The organism is Kitasatospora sp. NPDC054795, assembly GCF_053611565.1.
Map to the genome: position 1 here is coordinate 1 of NZ_JBSHAP010000162.1, position 18,417 is coordinate 18,417.

Consider the following 18,417-nt stretch of genomic DNA (forward strand, 5'->3'; position numbering starts at 1 on the left):
CCGCCCGCCCCCCGCCGGCCGGCCCGCCCCCTGTCCCCCCACCTGCGGCTGTGGGCGCCCCCGACGGCCGCCACCCCACCGGGGGGGCCCGGGGACCGCGGCGGGCCGGGTGGGGCCGGCCGGCCGCGGGTGGTGCGGTGTGGGGGTCAGTCGGTGACGGTCGCGGTCGCGGAGCGGCCGGGGGCGAGGGTCACGGTGGTGGAGGTGTAGGTCACGCCGTCGACGGTCGTGGTGCGGGCCTCGCGCGGCGCGCCGTCGACGGTGACGCGGGCGTGCTGCCCGGGGAAGCGGGCCTCCCAGGTCAGCCGCTCGGTACCGGTGTTGGTGACGGTGCTGCGCTGTGCGCCGTCGTGGCGGACGGTCACCGTGCCGGCGCCCACCGGGATGCCCGCGACCTGGAGCCAGCCCATCGAGGAGGGCAGTTGCGGGGCGGTGGTGAGCGCGTGGCCGGCGGCGTCCGGGGTGACACCGAGCAGGCCCTGGACGGTCTGGGCGAGCAGGGTGAACGGGACCTCGGGGTAGTCGCCGTTGAGCATCGCGCCGCTCACGTGCGGCTCGCCGGTGCTCTCGTAGATGTGCCGCATCCACTTCCAGGCGGTGGTGCCGTCGTGGTTGGCGAAGAAGGCGTCCGGGAGGTAGGTGTAGGCCTCCAGGTTGGCCGAGCGCTCCGGGCCGGAGTCGGCGGCGTCGACGGCGGCGAGGAAGCCGTCCCGGCGCGGGCCCGGGTCGAGCAGCCGCTTGACCGGCATCAGTACGCTCGCCTCGTAGCCCCAGCCGGTGATCGGCTTGCCGGTGGTGTCGTAGCCGTGGACGACCTCGCCGGGCTGCGAACCGTCCACGCTCCAGGTGGAGTTGACGTACGTGTGCAGCTGGTCGGCGGCCTTCCGGTAGCCGGCGGCGGAGGCGGCGTCGCCCCGGGCCTCGGCCAGCGTCGCGGCGGCGAGGTAGGCCTGGTACTGGGCGCCGACCGCGTCGCCCGCCTCGGCGTAGGTGCGGGTGGCGTTCTCGGCGTAGCTGGCGGTGCCGGCGAAGATGCTGCGGCTGGTGGCCTGCGGGATCGGCACCCCGCCGTTGTCGACCGGGCCGGGGCGGGCGGCGATGAACGGGCCGAGGGTGTTGCGGACGTAGCGGCCCAGGCCCGGGTCCTCGGCGTAGTCCCGGTCGCCGGTCCAGCGGAAGGCCTCGCCCGCCTGCTGGACGAGTTCGAACGGCGCGGGCAGCTCGCGGACGAAGCGGTCCGGGCCGCGGTAGTCGATGGCCGCGTAGCTGCGGGCGTCGAAGTTGAGCGCCCAGACCGGGTAGAGCCGGTTGACGTCGGTGGCGGAGGCCGCGAAGCCGCGCAGCATGGTCTTGTTCTCGGCGTCCAGCCCGAGCAGGTGGGCGCCGACCAGCTGGTGGGCGAAGTCACGGCTGTAGAAGGCGGAGCGGAACGGGTAGCCGGCCCAGTAGGAGGCGTCGTAGGTGGTGGTGCCGGTGCCGCCGGGGTGGTTCTCGTCCTGGTCGAGCACGCCGGTGGCGCCGGGCTGCTGCACCCAGCTGTTGGCCTTGGTCTTGGCCCAGTCGAAGAGGGCGACGACCTCGGGGTCGGAGGAGCTGATCACCGGGTCGTTGGGGGCGGACGGGGCGACGGCGGCGTCGTCCACGTTGACCCAGCCCGTCGGGGAGGAGCCGATGGTGAGGGTGAGCCGGTCGCCGGCGGCGACCCGCACTTGGGGGAGGGTGTACTTCGCGTAGGTGGACTGCTCGGGCAGCGGCAGGGAGCGCACCACGGTGCCGTTGACGCTCACCGAGAGGCTGCCGCCGGCGCCGCCCGTCGCGATCCAGGCAGACAGGTCGTAGGTGCCCGCGGTGACGGCGGTGACCTGCTGGCTCACCGTGTAACCGGGGCCGGCGTCGAGGTAGGCGAGGCGGCTGCCGCCGTGCGGGTTGTTGGTGGCGGTGCCGGTGTGGGCGGTGAAGGTCCAGCCGGCGGCGGTGGACGAGCTGTCGGCGGCGGGGGCGCCGCTCCCGCTGCTCTGCTCGAAGCCGGGGTCGGCGAGGACCAGCGGCTCGGTGCGGGTGAGCGTCCAGCGGTGGGCGGGGCGGTGGTCGCAGTGGTGGTTCACCGGGGCCGGGTCGGCGGTCAGGCAGGCGCCGGTGCCGCGAACGGTGAGGGTGTAGGTGCCCTGCGGAGCACGGGAGACTTTGAAGCGCTCGACCTCGGGGGCGGAGCCGCAGTCGGCGGTGGTGGGGCGGCGGTCCGGGCCGCCGAGGGTGAGGCAGCGGCCGCTGGCGGCGTTGACCAGGAGGTAGTCGCCGCCGGTGCGGCGCAGCTGCCAGCGCTGGCTGAGCAGGCGTCCGCAGGCCGCGCCGAGCACCGGGGTGCCGGGGGCGGGCTGGGCGTACTGGGAGCCGAGGCAGGAGCCGTCCAGCGCGGAGCCGAGCTGGTAGCTGCCGCCGTCGACGAGCGGTGCTCCGGCGGCGGCCGGGGCCGGGGCGGCGCAGAGGGCCTGGGCGGTGAGGACGGCCAGGAGGGCGAGACCGGTGGGTAAGGCGCGGGGGCGGGGTGGCATGGCGGAGCTACCTCCGGTCGGTCGGTGGGGTGATGGTGTTGGAACGTTCAAATCGGATGGGAAAGCCGAGCTATGATGCATCGCATGTGATGGGTGACATTTCACAGGGTTGTTTCGGTCGCGTCAACGGGATGTGCGGTAACGGCTTCCGGGAGGTGACCGGGACGAATGGTGAAGGCTCCCGCCCGACGGGGGTGGGCGGGAGCCTTCACGTCCTGGCCGGGGTCACGGTCCGGACTCCGGAAACGGCACGGGGTTCCGTGCCGCACGGGGCTCGGCCCGGAACGGGGTTCAGCGCTTCAGCGTGGCGAGCGTCTCGTCCAGGCTCGGCGTGCCGGGGCGGGGCCGGTTGTACGGGAGCTTGGAGAGCATCGATCCCATCGCGCAGGTGTTGGTCAGCGCGGAGAAGGCCAGCCCGCCGCCGACAGCCGCGGAGACCCAGCGAGTGCCCGGCAGGGCGAGGTCGATCAGCACCCCGGCCAGCACCAGCGAGCCGGCCACCAGGCGGACCTGGCGGTCCAGTGCCCACACCCGGCGGGCGCCGGCCACCTGGTCCAGCGGCCGGCCGGCGTCGGCCCAGGCGTTGGTGCCGCCGGTCAGGGTGAGGGTCGGGATACCGGCGTCGGACAGTTGGCGGCACGCGTTGTCGGCGCGCGGCCCGGCGGCGCAGACGACGGCGATCTCGCCGTGCGCGGCGGCCTCGCGCAGCGTGGGCAGGGCGCGGTCCAGCTGGTCGAGCGGGACGTTCAGGGCGCCGGGGATGTGGCCCGCGGCGTACTCGCCCGGGGAGCGGACGTCGATGAGGGTGAGCTGCCCGAGGCGGGGCTGGAACTGCTCGACGGTCAGCGGCGTGGTCATGGGGATGCGGGGTCCTCTCGGGAAGGGGGTGCGGGTGGGGGATCGGGGGCTGGGCGCCGGCCCGACGTGGCGGTCGGCCCGGTGTGCTGATCGGCCCGGCGTGGTGAATCAGGTCAGCGTGGTGATCAGCATCAGCGCGGCGACGGCGAGCAGGGCGACGGCGAAGGCCTTCCGCAGGGTGCTCCCGCTGAGCTTGTCGGCCAGCCGCTTGCCGTCCCAGGCGCCGAGGATCGCGGCCCCGGTGAAGGGGGCGGCCACGGCCCAGTCGATCGCGCCGGTCGCGCCCAGGCGGGGCAGCAGGGCGGCGAGCGAGTTGGCGGTGATGACCAGCAGGCTGGTCCCGACCGCCTCGGCCATGGTGAAGGCGAGCACCGAGACCAGGGCCGGTACGGCGAGGAAGCCGCCGCCGACGCCGAGCAGTCCGGTGACGGCGCCGAGCCCGGCGCCGGCGGCCGTGGAGCGGCCGAGTCCTGCGGCGGAACGTTCCGCTGCGTCGGCCTTGGGCGGCCTCAGCATCCGGAAGGCCGCGAGCGCCGCCAGTACCGCGAAGGCGCCGGTCAGCAGCGCGCCCGGCAGGTGGGCGGACAGCGCCCCGGTGGCCGCGGCGAGGGGCAGTCCGGCGGCGGCGAACAGGGCGCCGGTGCGCCAGCGGACCCGGCCCGCCCGGGCGTGGGCGATCAGGCCGGTCAGCGAGGTCGCGGCGACGATCACCAGGCTGGCGGTCGTGGCCAGCGCCGGGCTGAATCCCAGCAGGTAGACCAGGGCGGGTACGGCGAGCATGCTGCCGCCGCCGCCCAGCCCGCCCAGGGCGAGCCCGACCACCGCGCCGGCGGCGAGTGCCAGGAGCAGCGTGGTCATATCACGTGCCCGGCGCTTCCGTCGGGCGTGGTGACCGGGAGCCCGGACAGGGCCCAGGCGTTCATGCCGCCGGCCACGTTCAGCACCTCGACGCCGCGCTGAGCGAGCAGCTCCGCGGCGCGCTGGGAGCGGTGGCCGGAGCGGCAGATCGCCAGCACGGTCCGGCCGGCCGCCGCGGGCGGCAGCGGGGCACCGGCGACCAGGCCGATCAGCGGCTGGTGCAGCGCGCCGGGGGCGTGCCCGGCGGCGAACTCGGCGGCCTCCCGGACGTCGAGCAGAACGGCGGCGCCGGTGCGGGCGAGTTCGTGGGCCTCGGCGGGGGTGGTCCGCCCGGGGGTGCGGTGTCCGTGGGCGCGGTGTTCGTGGGGAGCGGGCCCGTGGGCGTGCGGCAGCAAAGACATGCGGTGTCTCCAGTGGTGCAGACCGGACCGCAGTGGTCCGGCGGGTCGGGGGCGGCGCGGGCGTCCGTACGGGCCCGGTGGCCCGGTACGGCGGCGTGGCCGGTGCGTCCTCGGCTCGCCCGTATCGGCTCGGCGGCGGTGGCCGACCCCCTCGATGGCTTCACCATAGTACCCCCGGGGGTATTATCGAAATCGTTCGGACATACCCCCGCCCGTATCGGCACCCGAAGCCGTATGCTCGAAAATATACCGAGGGGGGTATCACGATGGCGCTGTGGCGCCCCACGCCGCCCAGGAGGGTTCCCCGTGTACTTCGCCCAGTTCTACCTCGACTGCCTCTCCCAGGCCTCGTACCTGATCGCCGACGAGCGCACCGGTCGGGCTGTCGTGGTCGACCCGCGCCGTGACGTGGACGAGTACGTCGCCGACGCCGAGGCCCACGGGTTCACCGTCGAGGCGGTCGTCAACACCCACTTCCACGCCGACTTCCTGGCCGGCCACCTCGAACTGGCCGACCGCACCGGCGCCTGGATCGGATACGGGCAGCGGGCGGAGACCGAGTACCCGATCCGCAAGCTCGCCGACGGCGAGCGGATCGAGCTGGGCGACGTCACCCTGCAGATCATGGAGACCCCCGGGCACACGCCCGAGTCGATCAGCGTCCTGCTCTTCGAGCAGCCCGACGACACCGTCCCGTACGGCGTCCTCACCGGCGACGCCCTGTTCATCGGCGACGTCGGCCGCCCCGACCTGCTCGCCTCCGTCGGCGTCACCGCCGAGGAACTCGGCGCGATGCTCTACGACAGCGTCCACCGCAAGCTGCTGGGCCTGCCCGACGAGACCCTCGTCTTCCCCGCCCACGGCGCAGGCTCGGCCTGCGGCAAGAACCTCTCCACCGACCGCCGGTCCACCATCGGCCGCGAGCGCGCCACCAACTACGCCTGCGCCCCGATGGACGAGGCCACCTTCGTGGCCCTGGTCACCGACGGCCAGTCCACCGCTCCCGCCTACTTCGGCTACGACGCCGACCTCAACCGCCGCGAGCGCGAACTCTTCGACCCGGCCGCCGTCCGCGCCCTGACCGGCACCGACTTCCTGCGCCTGCGCGCCCAGGGTGCCCTGGTGGTGGACGGCCGCGACCCGGCCGCCTTCGCCGCCGGACACCTCGCCGAGTCGCTCAACGTCCCCGCCGACGGGCGCTTCGCCGAGCAGTCCGGCACCGTGCTGGCGCCGGACCGCGAACTACTGGTGATCGCCCCGGAGGAGCGCGGCGCGGAACTCGTCACCCGCCTGGCCCGGATCGGCTTCGACAAGGTCGCCGGCTACCTCGCCGACCCGCAGGACGTCTTCCTCGCCAACCCCGAGCTGATGCGCCAGGGCGCCCGGCTCACCGTCCACACCCTGCGCGAGGAACTTGCCGGCTCCCAGCCGCCGCTGGTCGTCGACGTCCGCGGCGCCGGCGAACGCGAGAACGGAGCCATCCCCGGCTCGATCCACCTCCCGCTCGCCGAACTCCCCGCCCGCCACGGCGAACTGCCCACCGACCGCCCCGTCGTCCTCCACTGCGCCGGCGGCAGCCGCTCCTCCGTCGCCGCCAGCCTCCTGCGCCACCACGGCCACGCGCACACCTACGACCTCATCGGCGGCTACGGTGCCTGGGAGACCGCCCCCGCGGAGTGACGGGCCCGCGGCGCGCCGGGCGGCACCGGCCCGGCGCACCGCGGGTCGTGTCGTGGGAGGCCGCCGCCGCAACCTCGGCGTCGTCGTGGGCACCCTGGGCGCGGCCGGCGCCCTCCAGATCGACACCTGCCCCGCCTGCACCGCGCTGGACGGTGGCCGCGGTCTACGCGGTCAACAGCGGTGTCTGCGTGCTGCTCCAGAGCAGACTCGGTTCCACGGTGGAGACCCCGTGGCAGGGTGGCCGGGCCTTCCGCCTCGCCGGGCTCCTGTTCCTCGTCAGCCGCCCGTTGATCGACTGCCCGCAGTCCGGTGTGAACGTGCGCAAGGACGGACAGCAGGAGTGGGGAACCGTCGCTGCCGACAAGGCGGACCTGAACGGCCTCGTCACCCAGCGGGCCGGGGCCAAGGAGCGGCTCACCCCGTACGGCGGGCTGACCGTCGACAACGTGCTGGAGGCGCTGGACGGCCCGCCGCGGCTGGTCGTCCACGGGGAGCCGGAGTTCGAGAGGAAGTGAATGCCAACGGGCACCTGTCGGTCCGGACCGGGGACGCCTGGATCCCGTACACCGCCGACGACAAGGTGGCGATCAACGGCGACCTGCGCGTCCACGGGGCGTTCCGGGCTGACAGCTGACGGCCCCTTCGGCGGTCCCCGCTCCCCGGATCGTCGGGGAGCCGGGGCCGCCGGTCGTCGGACGGACGCGGCGGCGGGGCTCACATCCGGCGGACGCGCAGCACGCCGGTCAGCATCGGGAGGGTGAACTCGCCGGAGCCGGTCTCCGGCCGGTCGGCGAGATAGGCGTGGGTGGCGTCCAGCAGGGCCGTCCGTTCCTGCTCCGGCATGACCAGGACACCCGCCTTCGTCGCGAGGGTGGCGGCGAGGGACTGCGCGGTCCGCCGCTGCCCGTGCGGGAACTCCGCCTGCTCCGGCGAGTCGAACCACGCGTCCCCGCCGGACCCGGGCAGGTGCATCCGTGCCGTCGCGGTGCGCCAGCCGGCGGGCACGTCGCGCGGGCCGATGGCGGCGGGGCCGGTGACGCGGGCGAGGCCGGCCACCCAGTCGATTCCGTCGTCGAAGACGTTCCACAGTCCGGCCAGCACGCCGGCGGGCGCGAGGACCCGGGCGATCTCCGGGCCCGCGAGGTCCATGTCGAACCAGTGCATGGCGTTGCCGGACACCACCGCGTCGACGGAACCGTCCGCCAGCGGGATCGCCTCGGCGCTGCCCGGCAGTGCGCGCACGTCCGGCAGTGTGCCGCGCAGCTCGGCCAGCATCGCCGGGTCGGGTTCGACCGCCACGACGTCGTGGCCGAGCGCGACCAGGGTGGCGGTGAGCTTGCCCGTTCCGGCGCCGAGGTCGAGCACCCGCAGGCCCGGCGCGGTTTCGAGGGCCCAGCGCACGGCGGCCCGCGCGTAGTCCGGGCGGTGCTCGGCGTAGGCGACCGCCGCCTTGCCGAACGACGAGCCGTGCAGCCGCCGTTCGTCCTGTGCGGCCGGTTGCCCGGTGCGCGGGTGGTCCGGTGCGGCGTCCTGGTGGTGCCCGGTGGTGTGGTCGGTCCCCGTCATCGAAGCTCCTTCGGATCGGCGGTCTGTGCCGGGTGGGCGCACAGCACGCTGCGGCCGACCGGGGTCGACCCGACCCGGGCGGCGTGATGTATCGGTCCGATGTATCGAATCGATACATCGAGACCCTAGGCACCGAAGTGCCGCGGCACAAGGCCCACGTCCGCCGACCGGGGATCAGGACCGGTGCGCGGGCAGGTGGTCGCGGAGCCGGGCGACGGCGGCCCATGCGTGATCGCTAGCCTGACGCGGTGACGATCGAACTGCGGATACTGTCCACCGTCTCCTGCCGGGGCGAGGAGGTCACCGCCCCCGGATTGCGGGGGCTGCTCGCACTGTTGGCGCGGGAGGTGCGGGGCGGGTGCGGCCGGGGGAGCCTGGTGGACGGGCTGTGGCCGGAGGACGGGCCCGAGCGGCCGGAGAAGGCGCTGCAGGTGCTGGTGTCGCGGGCGCGGGCGAAGTTCGGGGCGGACCTCATCGTCAGCACGCCGACCGGGTACCGGCTGGGGCTCGGGGAGGAACGGGTGGACGCCTCCGCTGTGCTGCTGCACGCCGCCGCCTGCGCCGAGAAGGCGCGGGCCGGGGGCCACGCCGGGGCGCTCGCCGAGGCCGAGGCGGGGCTGGAACTCTGGGAAGGGCAAGGCGGGCCCGCCGACTCCGACGGGACGGACCCGGTGTCCGCGCTGCGCGTCGAACGGGACCGTATCCGCCGGGCGTTGCGGCGTGGCCGGGCGCTCGCGCTGGCACGCACCGGGCGGCACCCGGAGGCCGTCGAGGCGCTCGCCGAGGAGGCCGCCGGGCAGCCGAGGGACGAGGAGGTGCTGCTGGAGCTGCTGCGCAGCGAGGCCAGGACGGCCGGGGCGGCGGCCGCGCTCGGCCGGTACGACCGCTACCGCCGCGGCCTGCGGGACACCCTGGGCGCCGACCCCGGCCCCGAACTGCGGGAACTGCACCAGGAGTTGCTGCGCGGCGAGGCGGCGCCGGTGCGGCGCGGGGTGCCGCACGAGCCGAACGCCCTGGTGGGCCGGGAAGCCGACCTCGCCGCCGTGGCGGAGCTGCTGGGCACCGCCCGGGTGGTGTCGGTGGTCGGGCCCGGCGGGCTCGGCAAGACCCGGCTGGCCGCCGCCGCGGCCCGCGCGGCGACGCAGCGGGTGGTGCACCTGGTGCCGCTCGCCGCAGTGGCCGCCGACCAGGACGTGGCCGGGGCGGTCGCGGCCTCGCTCGGCACGGGGGACCGGGCGGGGATCGCCGGCGCCCTGGGCCCCGGGCCGGTGCTGCTGGTGCTGGACAACTGCGAGCAGGTGGTGCGTGGCGTCGCCGACCTGGTGCGGGCGCTGGTCGCCGCCCGCCCCGACCTGCGGGTGCTCACCACCAGTCGCACGCCGCTCGGGATCTCCGCCGAAGCGCTGTACCCGCTGCCCGAGCTGGACCGGGCGGCCGCCGTCGAGCGGTTCGCCCAGCGGGCCCGCGCGGCCCGGCCCGACGTCGAGCTGCCCGTCGGTCCGGTCGCCGGGCTGTGCGCCCGGCTGGACGGGCTGCCGCTGGCGCTGGAGCTGGCGGCGGCCCGGGTGCGGGTGCTGACGGTGACCGGGATCGCCGACCGGCTGGCCGACCGCTTCGCCCTGCTGCGCGGCGGACCGCGCGACGCGCCGCAGCGCCACCGCACCCTGCAGGCCGTGGTCGACTGGAGCTGGAACCTGCTGAACCCACCGGGCCGGGCCGCCTTGCGCGCGCTGTCCGTCTTCCCCGGCGGATTCACCGCCGAGGCGGCCGAGCGGCTGCTCGGCGGCGCCGCCGACGGCACCGGTGCCGACGTCCTGACCGTCCTGGAGGACCTGGTCGACCAGTCCCTGCTGCGCCTGGCCGACACCCTGAGCGGCGGACGGTTCCGGATGCTGGAGACGGTCCGCGAGTTCGGCGCGGCCGAGCGGACGAAGGCGGCCGAGGACGAGGCCATCACCTTTCGATTCCTCAGCTGGGCACGTGAGTTCGGCATCGCCCACCACGACGGCCCGTTCGGCCCGGCGGCCGTGCCGCAGTGGCGGTTGGTCCGCGCCGAACAGGACAACCTGGTCCGCGCGCTGCGCCTGGCCCTCGCCGCCGGGGACGGACCGACGGTCGCCGCCACCGCCGCCGTCCTCGCCGGGCTGTGGACCGCCGAGGGCAACTACGTCCGGCTGCTCGCCCTCGCCGAGGACACCGGCGGCCCGGTCTCCCGGCTGGTCGGGGTGGTCGAACAGGGCGAGCAGGCCGTGGGCGAGGAACAGGGCGGGCGGGGTGATGCCGGTGTTGATCAGCAGGACGACGATCGAGATCAGGTCGTCCTCGTCCAGCGGCTGCTCGCCCTCGCGGGTGTCGTGCACCAGGGCGGAGACGAGGTCCTCGGTGCGCTCGGAACGGCGGCGGGCGACCAGTTCCCCGACGTGGTCGACGATGCCGACCAGGCCCTCGACCATCCGGCTGCCGTCGCCGTACGCGAAGTCGCGGATCCAGTCGCAGACCCGGGGCCGGTCGGCCTCCTCGACGCCGACCAGCTCGCAGACCAGGTGGGTGGTCAGCGGGTAGGCGAACTCGCCCAGGAGGTCGGCCGGTTCGTCCCGGGCGGCGAGGCCGGCCAGCAGCTCGTCGGCGGTGCGCTCGACGAAGCCGCGCAGGGCGGCGATCCGGCGGGCGGTGAAGGCGCGGGTCAGCGGCGCGCGGCGGCGGGCGTGCTCCCCGCCGTCGAACAGCGCGAGGTGGCCGGAGAGGTACTTTGCGTACTCGGCGGGGAAGCCGTCGAAGGCGGCGGCCGTCAGTTCGTCCTGCGGGTCGGATTCGGCGCCGGCCGGGGCGGCGATGCCCGTGCGGTCCCGGACCAGCCGAGGTTCGGTGAGCGCGGCCTTGACGTCGGCGTAGCGGGTGACCAGCCGGACCGGGGTGTCCAGGCCGGGCAGGACGACCTGGGGCAGTTCGCGCTGTCCGCGGAACCGGGCGTAGGGGCCGGCGGGGTTCTCGATGTCCTCGGGGGTGAGCCGGACGGGGGAGGTGGTCATGCCGGGTGCTCCTTCAGCGCTCTGCCGCCTCGTGGCGGGCTTTCCGATGGCCAGGAGCTTGCCGGGGTCCGCCTTCAACGCGGTTTCAGCACGGTTTCGGTCGCCCGCGGGTGGCGGCCGGCGGGCGGGCCGGGCGGCGGGTCGGGCTGCGGGGTCCAAGGACGGATCGAGCGGCGACGGATCGAGCGGGCCATGCGTGGAGCAGTGGAATTGAACGCGTTCAGAAGTGTGGGCTAGGCTGGTCCCGAGGAACCGAGGCACGAGGGGGAGCCCATGAAGGTCGTCATTCCCGGTGGATCGGGTGCGCTCGGGGCGCTGCTCGACCGGAGCCTGACCGCCGCCGGACACGAGGTCGTCGTGCTGAGCCGCAGGCCCGCCGGGCCCCGGCAGGTCGGCTGGGACGGGCGGACCCTCGGCGCCTGGGCGGCGGAGATCGACGGCGCCGACGTCGTGCTCAACCTCGCCGGGAGCAGCATCAACTGCCGCTACACGGAGTCGAACCGGCAGGAGATGATGGACTCCCGGGTGCGGTCGACCCGGGTCGTCGGCGAGGCCGTCGCGGCCGCCCGCCGCCCGCCCGCGTGCTGGCTCCAGATGAGCACCGCCACCGTCTACGCCCACCGCCACGACGCCCCCAACGACGAGCGGGACGGCCTGATCGGCGGCAGCGAGCCCGACGCCCCGCCCGCCTGGCGGCACAGCATCGACGTCGCCCGGGCCTGGGAGCGCACCCAGGCGGAGGCCGACACCCCGCACACCCGCCGGGTCGCGCTGCGCACCGCCGCCGTCCTCGGCCCCGAACGCGGCGGCTCCCTCGACACGCTCTCCTGGCTGGCCCGGCTCGGCGCCGGCGGCCCCGTCGCGGGCGGCGCCCAGTACGTCTCCTGGATCCACGAGCGGGACTTCGCCCGCGCCGTCGAGTTCCTGATTCTCCGAGAGGACCTCACCGGCCCGGTCAACCTCGCCGCCCCGAACCCGCTGCCCCAGCGCGAGTTCATGCGCGAGCTGCGGGCCGCCTGGGGCATGCCGCTGGCCCTGCCCGCCACCCGCTGGATGGCCGAGCTGGGCGCCTTCGCCCTGCGCTCCGACACCGAGCTGCTGCTGAAGAGCAGGCGCGTCGTCCCGACCCGCCTGCTCGACGCCGGCTTCGCCTTCGACCACCCGAGCTGGCCGGAGGCCGCCCGCGACCTCGTCCGGCGGCTGCGCGGGCGGTAGCCCGACGCCGAAGCGCGGCGCCGAGGCTTCGTCACGGAGCCGTCACAGCTCTCCGCCGACGCTTGCCCGGGCCCGGCGGCTCCCGGGAGCGTGGAGCCACACACCGGGGACAGCAGGGGGCGGGATGCGGACGGTACGGCTGGCGTTCATGCGGCAGTGGGGAGGCAACATCGGGATCGGCCTCGCGCTGGCCGTGGTGGCGATGTTCGCGCTGGTCGGATCCGGTGCCACCGGCCCGGGCACGGCCACCCTGATCGGGGCGCTGATCGCCGTCCCGGTGGCCGTCGCGGTGCCGCACACCTGCTGGCTGCGGGAGGACGAGGACGGCCTCACCGTGGTCCGGCTGCTGGTTCCGCGCCGCTACGCCTGGTCGGAGATCCGCGGCCTGGCCATGGAGTTCGGGGAGGAGGTCGAGACCAGCGGCCACCACGTCACCCTGCGGCTGCGCCTCGCGGACCCGCCGGGCCGGTTCTGGGGCCCGCAGCTCGGCCGGATCGGCGTCACCGGGGACGACCTGCCGCGCGGCACCGAACCGCGCGCCCTCGCCGAGCTGTTCGCCGTGTTCGGCCGGCGAGGACTGCCCGTCGACCGGCCGGAGTTCGCGAACGAGGTGCTCCACGTGCGCGGGCTGCCGCCGCTGCCGTCCCGGCCGGTGCGGACCGTGCCGACCGGGCCGGTACCCACGGCGGCCCAGGCCTACGCGGACGCCCCGGGCGTCGAGGAGGAGGAGAAGGACCTGGCCGCCCGCCGGAGCACCGCCAAGAGCCCGCCCCGCAAGCGGCGCGAGTACCTGCTGCGCACCGCCGCCCGGGCCGACCGCCTGGCACTGGCGGACGGTGACGAGGACATGGGGCGGGTGGTGGCGGCGCGGATCGCGGCCGGGAACCTGACCGAGCACGACGGCGTCACCGCCGACGGCGACGACGCGCGCGGATACGTCCGCCAGCAGTACCTGGACTGGCGGCGGACCTCCGCCGACCGGGGCAGCGGCCGTCGACGGGGACGCTGATCCCCGTTGGCTGGGCGTGGCGGCCACCGCGGGGCTGCGAGGCCGGCGCCCTCGTCCCCGCCGAGGCCGTTTACCCGCCGAGCGTGGGACGGACCGCCGCCCTGAGCCTCGGCCCCGACGGCCACACCCTCTACCTCGCCGGCCACATCTCCCCGACCGTCACGGTGCGCGCCGGCCTCGACATCATCACCCGCTGACACCGTCGCGGCCCCGACGGCCGTCGGGTCCTGAGGGCTCGGCGGGTCCGTCGGGGCCGGGTCCGACGGCACGGCAGCGATCGATGGGGCGGGACGGGTGCCGGCGGGCCGGGAAGCGGTGCCGTCCGACGAGCCGGCGAAGCGTACGGCGACCCGGCGGGTGCCCGTTCCCGCCCGGCCGCCTACGCCCCGAGCAGGTGGTCCAGCACCCGGCCGAAGACCAGACGCCCCGTCCGGGCGAGGACGGGATCGAGCAGTCGCGGCACGCCGGCGACCGTCAGCTCCTCCGTCCAGACCGCCGCACTGCCGCCGCCCACCGCCCGGACCCGCAGCTCGGCCCAGCCCCGCACCGGTCGGCCGCGTTTGACCAGCAGGCACCGCCCGTCCCGCCCGGGGCCGGGGACGACCAGCCCGGTGAGCTCCATCGGGTCGTCGAAGCGCAGCGGTCCCAGGGCCGTCCGGGCCAGGACGAGGTCGCCCGCCGCCCGGCCGCTGCCGCGCACCACGGAGACCCGGGTGAACGGCACCCGCTCCCCGTGCCGGGGCCAGGCCGTCAGCCGCTCCCAGCACTCGGCGGGCGGCAGCGGCGTACGGCGGATCAGGACGAAGCGGGCCACGGTCGTCACCCTAGCCGCGGCCGACCCCGGGCCGCAGCGCGGCGGCTCCAGTGGCGACGCGGCAGCTCCGGCGACGTTGCGGCAGCTCTAGCGACGCCGCGGCAGCTCGCCCAGCAGGCCCGCCACCGCGGCCAGGTCGCCGCCCTCGTCGAGCAGCACCACCAGCGGCGGGTGGTGCGCCGGCGCCCCCAGCCGGGCGATCTCGCAGGCGGTGACCCCGAGCCCCGGCGGCGCGACCAGGGCGATAGGCGCGCGGGACTCCAGCAGCGGCCCGAGCACCGGGCGGTACGCGGCCGCGGGCGGGTCGCCCCCGGCGGGGCGCAGCACGCCGAGGGCCTGCGGGCCCGGCCAGCCGCGGGCGGCGCCGGGGTAGCGGGTCTGCGGGGCGCCGGTCGGGGGCAGCAGCAGGACCCAGCCCGCGCCCGGGCGGGCGGCCCGGCGCAGCATGTCCAGCCGAACCGCCGGGGCGGCCGGATCCCCGCCCGGGGAGCCGGTGTCCGCGGGCTCGCCCAGCCGGGGCGCCGGCCGGCCGGCCAGAGTGGTCCGCAGGACCTCGGTGGTGCCCAGCCCGCTCGGCAGGTCCGGGAAGGAACGCAGCAGGTGGGCGCTCTGGTCGAGCAGCTCGGCGGCGTCCCGGTCGGCGAGCAGGGCGCGGTCGTGGGTGGTGGTGAGGACCAGCCCGCCGGTGGCGTCGTAGTGGGCGGCGAGCGTGATCGGGTACGAGGTGAGGGTGCCGGCCGGGACGGGGCTCTCCACGTGGATGCCGTGCGCGGCCAGGTCGGTCTCCAGCCGCAGGTGGTGCGCCGTGGCGGGCCGGTGCTCCAGCACGACCAGGGAGTTCGGCCGCTGCCCGCGCGCGCCGGGTGTCCAGCGGTGGGCCTGGCCGGGCGCGACCCACTCGTAGGCCGCGAGGTCGAGCACCCCGTCGCGCAGCGCCGCGAGCAGCTGCGGAACGGTGGTGCCCGGCTGCACGCGGACGGAGATCGGCAGCGGGTTGCGCAGGGCGCCGGGCAGCCGGTCGATGCCGTCCAGCGGGATGCCCCGGCCGGAGACCGTCACCGCGAAGCCGACCCGCACCGCCCGGGCCGGGCGGCGGGGCCGGTCGCTCTGCTCGGCGCGGTACAGCAGCAGCGCCCAGGCCGCCTGGAGCGCGCTGCTCTCGCCCGCGCCCCAGGCGGCCGCCCAGCCGCGCAGCCGGACCGCCTCGGACGGGGTGAGGCGGCGCCGGGCCCGGCCGCTGCCGCGCCGGTGCGGATCGGGGGCGAGCGGCAGGACGGGGGTGGCGGGCGGCCGGGTGGACCAGAACTGCCGCGCGGCGTCGGTGCTGCGGCCGGCCAGCCAGCGGGCGTGGTCGCGCAGGTCGGGGCGGCGCTCGCCGCCGGGCAGGACGCCGCCGGTCAGGTAGGCGCGGTAGAAGGACTGGAGCAGCAGCCGCACGCTCCAGCCGTCCAGCATGGCGTGGTGGTAGGTGAGCAGCACCCGGGTGGCGGGGCCGTCCTCGGCGTGCGGCGGGTCGTCGACGAGGGTGGCGCGCAGCAGGGCGGGGCGGCGCAGGTCGAAGCCGCGCCGGCGGTCGGCGGCGAGCAGGTCCTTCCAGTCGGTGGCGTCGTGCCGGTGCCGGATCACCTCGGGGGCGGCGTGTTCGTGCAGCACCATCCAGGGGCCGTCGGTGCCGTCCTCGTCCCAGTCGAAGGCCGCGCGCAGCACCGTCTCGTGGTCGAAGACGGACTGCCAGGCCGCGGTGAAGCGCTCGGTGTCCAGTGGCCCGTGCCAGTGCCAGGACAGCTGCTCGACGTGCCGCCCGGCGGGCCCGTCCTCGCCGATCACCTGGCGCAGCAGCTCCCGCTGGAGCGCGCTGGTCGGCACGGTGACCGGCTCCGGCGGGTGCGCCAGCTCCTCGCGCAGTTCCTCCAGCACCCCGGCGGCGCGTGCGGGCGGGCCGGATGCGATGCCGACGAACAGCCGCCGGCCGCCGCCCGGGGCACTGCCGTGGCCGGTGTCCTCGACCAGTACCGCCCGCAGCCGGGGACCGACGGCCAGGCTGCGCCCGAGGTCGGCGAGCACCCGGTCGAGCGCCTCCGGGCCGTCCGCCGTCCGCTGCCAGAGCAGTTCCGTCGCGGGCCCGGCGGAGTCCTCGGCGGCGACGGTCCGCAGCGCGGCGCGCAGGGCCTGCGCCGGGTACGTCCGGTGCAGCTCGACCAGGACGAACTCCGCTGCCCGGTCGCGGCGTTGGGCGGACTGCCGGGGCCGGTCGGCGGTGCCGGCCAGCGCGGCGCGCACCGCCCCCGCGTCCAGCGGCCGGGGCGGACGGCCGACGGGCAGGCAGGGCGCCGGGGCGCCGGTCACCCGCAAGGTGACGGGTGCGCTGGAAAACTGACGGTTCGTCATGGCTGATCAGCGGGCACCGGAGCCCTCATCCTTCCCGTGGGCCGGCCAGGATCGCGCCGGGGGTTACTGGGTGGCGAGCCCGCCGCAGACGTTCAGCGCCTGGGCGGTGATGCTGGCCGCGGTGGGGCTGGTGAGGTAGCCGGCCAGCGAGGCGACCTCCTCGGGCGTGGTGTAGCGGCCGAGCGGGATGTGCGTCGTGAAGTGCTGGTGGATGGTCTCGGGGGTGGTGTTGTAGGCGGTCGCGTACTCGTGGTGGATCCTGGCGGTGTGCGGGGTCTGGACGTACCCCGGGCAGATGGCGTTGACGGTGGTGCCGGTCGGTGCCAGCTCCTTGGCCAGCGCCCGGGTGAAGCCGATCACGGCGTGCTTGCTCGCGGTGTACGGGGCGCCCAGGGTGACGGCCTGCTTCCCGGCGGTGGACGCGATGTTGATGATCCGCGGGTGCGTGGTGGTGGTGATGTGGCCGTGCCGGAGGGTCTCCCGGGTGACCAGGAAGACGGCGTTCAGATTGGTGTCGATGACGTCGTACCAGAGGTCGTCGGTGGTGGTGGCGGTCGGGCCGCCGCCGGTGCGGCCTGCGTTGTTGACCAGGACGGTGATCGGGCCGTGCTCGGCCACCGCGTGCCGGATCAGTTCGCCGACCTGGGTGGGGCTGCGGACGTCGCAGGTGAGGCCGTGGGCCTGGTGGCCCTCGTCGCGCAGGGTGGCGAGGGCCTGGTCGATGTCCTTGGCGGTGCGGGCGCAGATGAAGACACGGTGGCCGCGGCTGCCGAGTTCGCGGGCGATGGCGAGGCCGATGCCGCGGGTGCCGCCGGTGATCAGGGCGAGGGGTTTCTCGGGTGCGGTGGTCATGACGCGTCCTGTGGGTGAGGGCTGGGAGAGGTCTGCGGGGACGGCCGTCCGGACGGGGCTCAGGCCGAGTACAGGTTGTAGGTGGTCGGGTGCGCCGTGGTGGGCGTGTTGAGGGTGGGGTCCAGGGTGAGGATCGCGTGCTGGAGGTGTTGCAGGTGCGGGGAGGGCTGGATGCCGAGTTCGCTGGTCAGCCGGTGCCGCAGGTGGTGGTAGGCGGTCAGGGCGCTGGTCTGCCGGCCGGCCCGGTAGAGCGCGACCATGGCCTGGGCGTGCAGGCCCTCGTGGTGCGGGTGCTGATGGGTGAGGTGGGTGAGCTCGGGGATCAGCTCGTTGTGCCGGCCGAGCCGCAGGTCGGTGTCGATGCGGCGCTCCAGGGTGATCAGCCGGCTCTCCTCCAGCCGCATGATCTCGATGGTGAGGATCGGGCCGGGCCGGACGTCGACCAGGGCGGGTCCGTGCCAGAGGGCGAGGGCCTGGCGGAAGTGGGTGGCGGCCTGGTGGTCCTGGCCGTGGTTGAAGGCGTGCTGACCCTGACTGGTCAGCAGGTTGTAGGTGTGGACGTCCAGGTTGTCCGGGTGGGTGGTGAGCTGGTAGCCGCCGTGCCGGGTGGTGAGGATGTCCTTGGCGGTGGTGTGCGGGGTCGGCCCGAGGGCCTGGGTGATCCGGCGGCGCAGTTGCAGGATGTACGTCTGCATCGTGGTGAGCGCCTGTCTCGGAGGGTCGTCGCCCCAGATCTCCTCGATCAGGGTGGCCGTCGGCAGGATCCGGTTCGGGTAGAGCGCCAGGAGGGCGAGGATCTGGCGTTGCTTGGCGGCGGTGGGGACGACGGAGATGCCGTTGAGGTCGGCGGTGAGGGGGCCGAGGACCCTGAGGTGCATGGCGGTTCTCCTCTCGTGCGGGGGGCGGGGACTCGGGGGTTGGGGACTCGTGGAGCCGGTGACGCGTGAAGGCGGGGACTCGTTGCCGCGGGGACCGGTGGATGCGGGGACCCGCTGGAGGGAGCGGTGTGCCGCGGGGACGGCAACCTCGTTCGTACGGAAGGGCGTTCGAGTCAGCGGGATGGTGGGGTGGACGCGTCGCACCCTAGTGGCGCCCGGCGGCGGTGGCCGGATTCCTCAAGTGCCCGTCGAGCGGGGTTCCGGGCGCTCTGGTGGCGGCTTCCGGCGGACGGCAGCGGCGGGGCGGCCCCCGGGAT

Annotated in this window: 15 protein-coding genes; 6 read left to right on the plus strand and 9 right to left on the minus strand. The window is 75.6% G+C overall.

The window, feature by feature from the left end; genetic code table 11:
- Nucleotides 1-146: 146 nt before the first annotated feature.
- The 4 genes from ACWGJO_RS36785 to ACWGJO_RS36800 all read right to left on the minus strand — a co-directional run bounded on the left by ACWGJO_RS36785 (nt 147) and on the right by ACWGJO_RS36800 (nt 4,669).
- On the minus strand, nt 147-2,552 hold the full coding sequence (locus ACWGJO_RS36785; protein ID WP_452190024.1) for an RICIN domain-containing protein: 2,406 nt from the start codon (nt 2,550-2,552) through the stop codon (nt 147-149).
- Nucleotides 2,553-2,843: 291 nt separating this feature from the next.
- Nucleotides 2,844-3,410: a rhodanese-like domain-containing protein gene (locus ACWGJO_RS36790; RefSeq protein WP_452190025.1), complete on the minus strand. Its 567-nt coding sequence runs from the start codon at nt 3,408-3,410 to the stop codon at nt 2,844-2,846.
- Nucleotides 3,411-3,518: 108 nt separating this feature from the next.
- Nucleotides 3,519-4,268, minus strand: coding sequence for a sulfite exporter TauE/SafE family protein (locus tag ACWGJO_RS36795; protein ID WP_452190026.1), 750 nt, complete (start codon nt 4,266-4,268; stop codon nt 3,519-3,521).
- On the minus strand, nt 4,265-4,669 hold the full coding sequence (locus ACWGJO_RS36800; protein ID WP_452190027.1) for a rhodanese-like domain-containing protein: 405 nt from the start codon (nt 4,667-4,669) through the stop codon (nt 4,265-4,267). Before ACWGJO_RS36800 ends, ACWGJO_RS36795 begins: the two co-directional genes overlap by 4 nt.
- Before the next feature lie 306 nt (nt 4,670-4,975).
- On the opposite strand from ACWGJO_RS36800, the gene ACWGJO_RS36805 reads away from it, so the two are divergent.
- The 3 genes from ACWGJO_RS36805 (at nt 4,976) to ACWGJO_RS36815 (ending at nt 6,983) form a co-directional block, all read left to right on the plus strand.
- Nucleotides 4,976-6,349 (plus strand): MBL fold metallo-hydrolase, encoded by a 1,374-nt coding sequence (locus tag ACWGJO_RS36805; RefSeq protein WP_452190028.1) that lies wholly within the window; start codon nt 4,976-4,978, stop codon nt 6,347-6,349.
- Nucleotides 6,350-6,501: 152 nt separating this feature from the next.
- Entirely contained in the window at nt 6,502-6,864 is a 363-nt protein-coding gene (locus ACWGJO_RS36810; protein ID WP_452190029.1) for a hypothetical protein, read from the plus strand.
- On the plus strand, nt 6,861-6,983 hold the full coding sequence (locus ACWGJO_RS36815; RefSeq protein WP_452190030.1) for a hypothetical protein: 123 nt from the start codon (nt 6,861-6,863) through the stop codon (nt 6,981-6,983). The genes ACWGJO_RS36810 and ACWGJO_RS36815 overlap by 4 nt, the downstream gene beginning before the upstream one ends.
- Before the next feature lie 80 nt (nt 6,984-7,063).
- Here the strand turns inward: ACWGJO_RS36815 and ACWGJO_RS36820 are convergent, their stop codons facing one another.
- On the minus strand, nt 7,064-7,915 hold the full coding sequence (locus ACWGJO_RS36820; protein ID WP_452190031.1) for a class I SAM-dependent methyltransferase: 852 nt from the start codon (nt 7,913-7,915) through the stop codon (nt 7,064-7,066).
- A 248-nt stretch (nt 7,916-8,163) separates the two neighbouring features.
- Between ACWGJO_RS36820 and ACWGJO_RS36825 the strand changes: the two genes are divergently transcribed.
- The 3 genes from ACWGJO_RS36825 to ACWGJO_RS36835 all read left to right on the plus strand — a co-directional run bounded on the left by ACWGJO_RS36825 (nt 8,164) and on the right by ACWGJO_RS36835 (nt 13,168).
- Complete coding sequence (locus tag ACWGJO_RS36825; protein ID WP_452190032.1) at nt 8,164-11,181, plus strand: AfsR/SARP family transcriptional regulator; 3,018 nt, start codon at nt 8,164-8,166, stop codon at nt 11,179-11,181.
- A gap of 36 nt (nt 11,182-11,217) precedes the next feature.
- Nucleotides 11,218-12,159, plus strand: a complete 942-nt coding sequence (locus ACWGJO_RS36830) for a TIGR01777 family oxidoreductase (protein WP_452190033.1) — start codon at nt 11,218-11,220, stop codon at nt 12,157-12,159.
- Between the two features lie 124 nt (nt 12,160-12,283).
- Complete coding sequence (locus tag ACWGJO_RS36835) at nt 12,284-13,168, plus strand: hypothetical protein (RefSeq protein WP_452190034.1); 885 nt, start codon at nt 12,284-12,286, stop codon at nt 13,166-13,168.
- A gap of 379 nt (nt 13,169-13,547) precedes the next feature.
- On the opposite strand, the gene ACWGJO_RS36840 is transcribed toward ACWGJO_RS36835, so the two are convergent.
- The 4 genes from ACWGJO_RS36840 to ACWGJO_RS36855 all read right to left on the minus strand — a co-directional run bounded on the left by ACWGJO_RS36840 (nt 13,548) and on the right by ACWGJO_RS36855 (nt 18,100).
- Nucleotides 13,548-13,982, minus strand: coding sequence for an SRPBCC family protein (locus ACWGJO_RS36840; protein WP_452190035.1), 435 nt, complete (start codon nt 13,980-13,982; stop codon nt 13,548-13,550).
- Nucleotides 13,983-14,069: 87 nt separating this feature from the next.
- On the minus strand, nt 14,070-16,370 hold the full coding sequence (locus ACWGJO_RS36845) for a condensation domain-containing protein (protein ID WP_452190036.1): 2,301 nt from the start codon (nt 16,368-16,370) through the stop codon (nt 14,070-14,072).
- A 63-nt stretch (nt 16,371-16,433) separates the two neighbouring features.
- Nucleotides 16,434-17,222: an SDR family NAD(P)-dependent oxidoreductase gene (locus tag ACWGJO_RS36850; protein WP_387690339.1), complete on the minus strand. Its 789-nt coding sequence runs from the start codon at nt 17,220-17,222 to the stop codon at nt 16,434-16,436.
- Nucleotides 17,223-17,281: 59 nt separating this feature from the next.
- The gene (locus tag ACWGJO_RS36855) at nt 17,282-18,100 is read right to left on the minus strand and encodes an AfsR/SARP family transcriptional regulator (protein WP_452190037.1); all 819 of its coding nucleotides are present in this window, start codon (nt 18,098-18,100) and stop codon (nt 17,282-17,284) included.
- Nucleotides 18,101-18,417: the final 317 nt, after the last annotated feature.